The organism is Ruminococcus sp., assembly GCF_016287535.1.
Lineage (GTDB): Bacteria > Bacillota > Clostridia > Oscillospirales > Ruminococcaceae > Ruminococcus.
Map to the genome: position 1 here is coordinate 20,893 of NZ_JAEFAJ010000041.1, position 6,349 is coordinate 27,241.

6 protein-coding genes are annotated in these 6,349 nt (G+C 46.9%); 3 read left to right on the top strand and 3 right to left on the bottom strand.

The window, feature by feature from the left end; translation table 11 throughout:
• Positions 1-91: 91 nt before the first annotated feature.
• The 3 genes from pflB (at position 92) to grcA3 (ending at position 2,759) form a co-directional block, all read left to right on the top strand.
• Positions 92-2,194, top strand: coding sequence for a formate C-acetyltransferase (gene pflB / locus QZZ36_RS12415; RefSeq protein ID WP_295082157.1), 2,103 nt, complete (start codon positions 92-94; stop codon positions 2,192-2,194).
• Position 2,195: 1 nt separating this feature from the next.
• Positions 2,196-2,405: a hypothetical protein gene (locus QZZ36_RS12420; protein WP_295082160.1), complete on the top strand. Its 210-nt coding sequence runs from the start codon at positions 2,196-2,198 to the stop codon at positions 2,403-2,405.
• Between the two features lie 114 nt (positions 2,406-2,519).
• On the top strand, positions 2,520-2,759 hold the full coding sequence (grcA3, locus tag QZZ36_RS12425; RefSeq protein ID WP_295082163.1) for an autonomous glycyl radical cofactor GrcA3: 240 nt from the start codon (positions 2,520-2,522) through the stop codon (positions 2,757-2,759).
• A gap of 297 nt (positions 2,760-3,056) precedes the next feature.
• Here the strand turns inward: grcA3 and QZZ36_RS12430 are convergent, their stop codons facing one another.
• The 3 genes from QZZ36_RS12430 to rplL all read right to left on the bottom strand — a co-directional run.
• A complete protein-coding gene (locus tag QZZ36_RS12430; protein ID WP_295082166.1) occupies positions 3,057-4,967 on the bottom strand; it encodes a leucine-rich repeat protein in 1,911 nt (636 codons plus the stop codon).
• A gap of 174 nt (positions 4,968-5,141) precedes the next feature.
• On the bottom strand, positions 5,142-5,891 hold the full coding sequence (locus QZZ36_RS12435; RefSeq protein ID WP_295082169.1) for a CAP domain-containing protein: 750 nt from the start codon (positions 5,889-5,891) through the stop codon (positions 5,142-5,144).
• A gap of 251 nt (positions 5,892-6,142) precedes the next feature.
• Positions 6,143-6,349 (bottom strand): 50S ribosomal protein L7/L12 (rplL, locus tag QZZ36_RS12440; protein WP_295082172.1); only part of this gene is annotated, 207 nt, incomplete at its 5' end.

A 6,349-nucleotide genomic window follows, 5' to 3' on the forward strand; every position in this document is an offset into this window, starting at 1 on the left:
TAGTTTTATCAGGTCAACTTCCGGTTTGACAATCACTGTTCAAAGTGGTAAGATTACTTATAGATATTAAAATTTAAAGGAGTAATGTGTTATGGTCAATTCATGGGCTCAGGAATGGGACGGCTTCACAGAGGGACGCTGGAGCAGCAGTTCCATAAACGTCAGGGATTTCATCAAGAAGAATTACACTCCTTACGAGGGCGATGAGAGCTTCCTCGCGCCGCCTACAGAGGCTACCAAGAAGCTGTGGGAACAGGTCATGGAGCTTTCCCGGCAGGAGCGCGAAGCAGGCGGAGTTCTCGACATGGACACAAAGATCATATCCACTATTACTTCACACGGTGCAGGCTACCTAAATAAAGACCTTGAACAGATAGTAGGCCTACAGACAGACAAGCCCTTCAAACGAGCGTTGCAGCCCTTCGGCGGTATCCGTATGGCTCAGCAGGCTTGTAAAGAGTACGGCTACGAGGTGGATCCCAAGGTAGTGGAGATATTCACAAAGTACAGAAAAACTCACAATCAAGGTGTTTTTGACGCATATACTCCAGAAATGAGACTGGCACGTCATTCCGCTATCCTCACGGGACTTCCCGACGCTTACGGCAGAGGACGTATCATCGGCGACTACAGACGAGTTGCCCTCTACGGCGTGGACAGGCTTATCGAGGACAAAAAACATCAGATAGACACCTCACTTGTGAGAATGACATCAAAGAATATCCGTCTCCGTGAGGAGCTTGCCGAGCAGGTACGAGCCTTGCAGGACTTAAAGGAACTCGGCAAGATATACGGCTTTGATATCTCAAAGCCCGCGGCTAACGCAAAGGAAGCCATACAGTGGCTTTACTTCGGATATCTTGCGGCAGTAAAGGAGCAGAACGGTGCGGCTATGTCACTGGGAAGAACTTCCACATTTCTCGATATATTCATTCAGCGTGACCTCGAAAAAGGACTTATCACAGAAGAACAGGCACAGGAGCTTATAGACCATTTCATCATGAAGCTCCGTATCGTAAAGTTCGCCCGTACTCCTGAGTACAACGAGTTATTTTCAGGAGACCCGACGTGGATAACTGAATCTATAGGCGGCGTTGACGTTGACGGTCATCACCTCGTAACGAAAAACAGCTTCCGTTATCTCCACACCCTCGAAAACTTGGGTACAGCTCCCGAACCAAATATGACAATACTCTGGTCAACGAAGCTCCCAAGAAAGTTCAAGGAATACTGCGCTAAGATGTCCATAAAAACATCATCTATCCAATATGAGAACGACGACATGATGAGGGTTTTCCACGGTGACGACTATGCTATCGCCTGCTGCGTATCATCAATGGTAGTAGGCAAGGAAATGCAGTTCTTCGGTGCGAGGGCAAACCTTGCAAAGTGCCTGCTCTACGCTATAAACGGCGGCGTGGACGAGCGCCTCGGCTTGCAGGTAGGTCCCAAGTACAGACCCGTTGACAGCGAGTATCTCGACTTCGATGACGTTTGGGAAAAGTACATGGATATGATGGAGTGGCTTGCAGGACTTTATGTAAACACTCTGAATGTAATCCACTATATGCATGACAAGTACAGCTATGAGAGGCTGCAGATGGCACTCCACGACAGAGATGTAAAGCGTTACTTCGCAACAGGAATCGCAGGACTTTCCGTCGTTGCGGATTCCCTTTCGGCTATCAAGTACGCAAAGGTAAAACCTGTCCGTAAGGACATCGAAATAAAGGACAAGTCAGGCAACGTGACCGACGTTGCAAAGAACGTGGTAGTTGATTACGAGATTGAGGGCGACTTCCCGAAATACGGCAACAATGACGACAGAGTTGACCAGCTGGCAGTAGAGGTGGTACGCAGATTTATGGACTGCGTAAGAAAGCACCACACCTACCGTGACGGAGTTCCCACGATGTCTATACTCACTATCACATCTAATGTGGTATACGGCAAGAAAACAGGCAATACTCCCGACGGACGAAAGCAGGGAGTTCCCCTTGCTCCGGGAGCTAACCCCATGCACGGCAGAGACACTCACGGCGCTGTAGCCTCACTCTCGTCGGTGGCAAAGCTGCCATTCAGACACGCTCAGGACGGTATCTCAAATACCTTCTCCATAGTTCCCGACGCTCTCGGCAAGGACATGGAAGTGTTCGCCGGAGACCTCGACCTTGACAAGCTGAGAGGTGAATGATATGTGTGCTCCCGAAGATAAAAGCTCCCCTGCCGAGCTTGCCGATCTTATAGATCAGCTCATGTCGCAGGGAAGCGGTCATGTGAATATAGTCTCAGGCGGCAACGGTACGGAGCTGAAAGTTGATACCGTGAAAAGCACGGATATATGCGGCACAAAGGGTGCCTGCTGTCAGCCCACAGAGCTTGAACCAGAAGAAGATGAATTATAAAATGTAGGGAACGCCGCCCAACAGGCGCCGCGGCCCTCTGTCCTTCGGACATCTCCCTGTACTACAGGGAGTCACACTCGGCGTTCCGCCGCAAAAAAGAAAAGGAGAATGTATATGGATAACCAGAAACAGGTCGATAACCTCATTGAATTGCTTGACGGCTACGTTGAAAAAGGCGGTCATCACCTTAACGTAAACGTATTCACACGAGAAACTCTCCTTGACGCTCAGGCTCACCCGGAAAAGTATCCGCAGCTCACCGTAAGGGTTTCGGGCTATGCGGTAAATTTCGTAAAGCTCACAAAGGAACAGCAGGACGACGTTATTTCCCGTACCTTCCATTCAGATCTGTAATAAAAATGCTGTATTTAGGGTGATATTCATATAAAATTATAATGCCATAGTATTTCTTGCAGAAAGTCAGAAATACTATGGCATTTCTATTGACAATTTATTTTTCAGTAGTATAATCTTACAAATATAAATCAAAATTTAGCTTTGCTAAATTTTGATTTAGTGGAGAATTGAGAGTGGAGAGTTAAGAGTTAATGAGTTCGCTGCGCTCATATTATTTAAATTTTATCGCCGCAGGCGATACACCACAACTGTCAACTCTCAATTCTCAACTCTAAACTAAATCAGCCTTTTTTATCAGTCAAAAATATCAGTATCGCCTAGAAGATAATTCTGTATCCATAATGCGTCCCTTGCGGTGATACCGCTTCCGTGATAGCATACGTCTCCGTTGCACAGTCCCTGATCTGTCAGATGTGTGGGATCCGTGCCACCGATCCAGTATCTGTCCGGTACCGCAAGTGCCTGCATGATAAGCACAACGTCGGAAAGGTCTATCTCGCCGTCACAGTTGGCATCACCTGCGTACCTGTCGGCTTCTATTCTTTCCCTGATGGCCTCATACTCAGACTCATCAGTGCTGTCCCTGGGCTTCTCAAGCACTCTGAACGTAAAGCCATTCTCTTTTGCGTACTTTTCGGCAGTTGAATCCTTGTATCCAAAAATGCAGATATTCCTTACACCTGATATTGACCAAGGCTCAAAATCGCAGTCCGGATTAAGGACCACTATCCTCGCGGGATTGAGATCATTACCCTGAGGGGAATAATTAAGGCATATTGCAGCCTGTTCCACATACTGCACGCTTTCGGGAAGTATAAGGAAATCAGGAGAACACATATAGAACGAACCCTGCTTTATGCTTGTGACCGAACCAAGACCGTTGATCTCATCAAGTGAGCTGCAGTTGAAGAACGAGGTATGCTCGATCTCTTTCAGACCCTCGTTGAAAGTCACTTTTTTAAGAGACTCACAGCCATAAAAAGCAAGCGACATTATTCTTTCGAGACTTTCCCCGCATACGACTTCTTCAAGGGCAGGATACTCAAAGAACGCAGCGCTCCAGATAGTTCTTACATTCTTTCCGATCACTATCTTCCTGACCTTGGAATTGTTCTCGCGGCTGCTCAGATTATTGCTGACAGCTACAACGGGAACTCCGCCTATCTCATCGGGGATAATAAGCTCTTCTTCATCGCCCATGGTGAAATCGAAGACCTCATAGCCGCCGTCCACCATACACCAGCTCATGGTATCGTTACTGAATACCTCACCGTATTCGGTCTCGATCCTGTCGCCGTACTCACCTTTTTTGTACTGCTCATAAGTACAGTGCCTCAGAGCGTTGTCCTCGCAAAATCTCTCCGGAACCGAATCCTCATCGCAGACTATTATGAACTCCTTCCACTCTGAACGCTCTCCGCCCAGTTCACATTCCGGATTAAGTATCCTTATGGCAATATCCGGCAGTTCATCATAATCGGTATACAAAAGCGGGCAGCCGTTCAGCCTTTCCACAGTTGCAGGTATCTCCATATACTTTAAGTTCGCATCATAGAAAGCACCCACTCCGATGACGGCAATACCTGCGCCGAACTTCACCTTGCTCAGCTGCTGACAGCCGCTGAAGGCGTTTTCGCCTATCTTCACGAGACTGTCAGGCAGCTCCGCGGAAGAAATGGCACGGCAGTTCATAAAAGCCTTGCGCCCTATGCTGACCAGCTTATCGTTGAAAGTGACCTTCGCAAGTCCTCTGCATTCACTGAAAGCGCTGTTGCCGAGCTTTTCAAGAGCTTCCGGCAGCTTTATCTCCGTTATATACGAACAGCCGCTGAACGCATAATCCCCTATGGTCTTTATATTTCTGCCCAGCTTCACATTCCGGACACTGCTCGATTTAAAAGCCTCCGGTACTATCTCTGTAATCGGGATACCTTCTATCTCGTCCGGTATTTCTATATCGAAGGGCTCTTCCATATCCTCATATTCCTCTGTTAACCCCTTGGCGATCGCATAATCCTTGTATTCCGCATACACAACGCCGTACTGCACAGCGATCTCAAAATACTCTGACTCTTCAGAAGCACTCTCGGTAAGCTCTTCTGCGGCGCTTGCAATTACCGTACTGTATGCTCCTGATTGAACAGGCAGGGCTCCGCCTGCGATGACAAGAGCGATAACAGCCGCGGCAATTCTTGCTTTTTTCATGTGATTACTCCTCCTTCATATATTTTTTATCGCCTTGGGCTTGAAAAAATTATATCACATTCATATTTCATTCACAATACAGCTCTTGCAAAGTTTACAATTCGTTAACATTTCATTAATAAGAGGTAACAACAAAAACCGTCCCGATAAGGGACGGCTTTTAGTTTTATATATTTATCTTGAAGAATTGAACGAATAAATATTGAGTATCATCGAAGCGTCTGCGGCGTCAACGATGTCGTCGCCGTTGATCTCAGCCCTTGCCCGCTGACTTCTGCTGAGTATCGAACCCTTGCCGGCAGATACTGACGCATATTCCGCAAGCACTATCGAAGCGTCCACAGCATCAACAACTCCGCTGTCATTTATCTCGCCGTGCTTTTCCGGAAGAAAGGCATAGTCAAAATTCTCTCTGGAAGCGAGAAATTCCTGGACCCAGTAATACTGCCCGTTGTAACAGACGCAGCCGACTCCGATATACTTATAGTCAGAGCTGAGTATATTGGAACGGTGTCCGGCTGAATTCATCCAGCTGTTCACAACGCTCTCCGGCGTATTCTGACCAACGGCAATATTCTCAGCTTTACCCGTCCAGCTGAGACCTACCTCATCAATAACATCCATTCCCGATGTACCGTTGGTCCTCTGATGGCTCCAGTACACCGTTGTTTCCTTTACGCGGATAACAGCACATTTCGTGAGCTTCGGGATCATTTTATACTCCTGAAGGCCTCTGTTTCTTCTTTCTTTATTCACGAGCTGAATTACTCTGTCCGCGTATATGATATTCTGTGACTCGGGAACGGCCTGCTGTTTTGTCGCTATTTTAACTGTATTGTCAACTGATGCTGCTATGGCAGCCGGAGCAGTAAAAAAGGCTGCTGCCAGTACCAAAGAACCAAGTAATACTGCAAATTTTTTCATAGTAATGCCTCCTTTATGTCCTGCCTCACGGAAAGGCTCCGAATGTGCGGACGTTAAGAAAATACACTTTACAATACCATGACAAAAATCATATCCCAATCAAATTATAGCACAGTTCACCATATAAGTCAACATTTGACCGTCTCGATTGTAGCTTTGCACAAATTATGAATAATTTTTTTATAACATCAAACAAGAAAGGCTGCACCCGAAGGTACAGCCTTCCGTAATCATCTTTTGATACAAGCTGATTACTTAATCTCGATTGTAGCGCCAGCCTCTTCAAACTTAGCCTTGAGCTCGTTAGCCTCAGCCTCAGAAACGCCTTCCTTGATAGCCTTAGGAGCAGCCTCAACTATCTCCTTAGCCTCCTTCAGGCCAAGACCGAGAACTTCCTTAGCAACCTTGATAACGCCCATCTTAGCGTCACCGAAGGAAGCAAGGATTACGTCGAACTC

Bases quoted from the DNA above. Each gene is read 5' to 3' on its own strand.
- pflB (WP_295082157.1), top strand. From the start codon at position 92: ATGGTCAATTCATGGGCTCAGGAATGGGACGGCTTCACAGAGGGACGC.
- QZZ36_RS12420 (WP_295082160.1), top strand. From the start codon at position 2,196: ATGTGTGCTCCCGAAGATAAAAGCTCCCCTGCCGAGCTTGCCGATCTT.
- grcA3 (WP_295082163.1), top strand. From the start codon at position 2,520: ATGGATAACCAGAAACAGGTCGATAACCTCATTGAATTGCTTGACGGC.
- QZZ36_RS12430 (WP_295082166.1), bottom strand. From the start codon at position 4,967: ATGAAAAAAGCAAGAATTGCCGCGGCTGTTATCGCTCTTGTCATCGCA.
- QZZ36_RS12435 (WP_295082169.1), bottom strand. From the start codon at position 5,891: ATGAAAAAATTTGCAGTATTACTTGGTTCTTTGGTACTGGCAGCAGCC.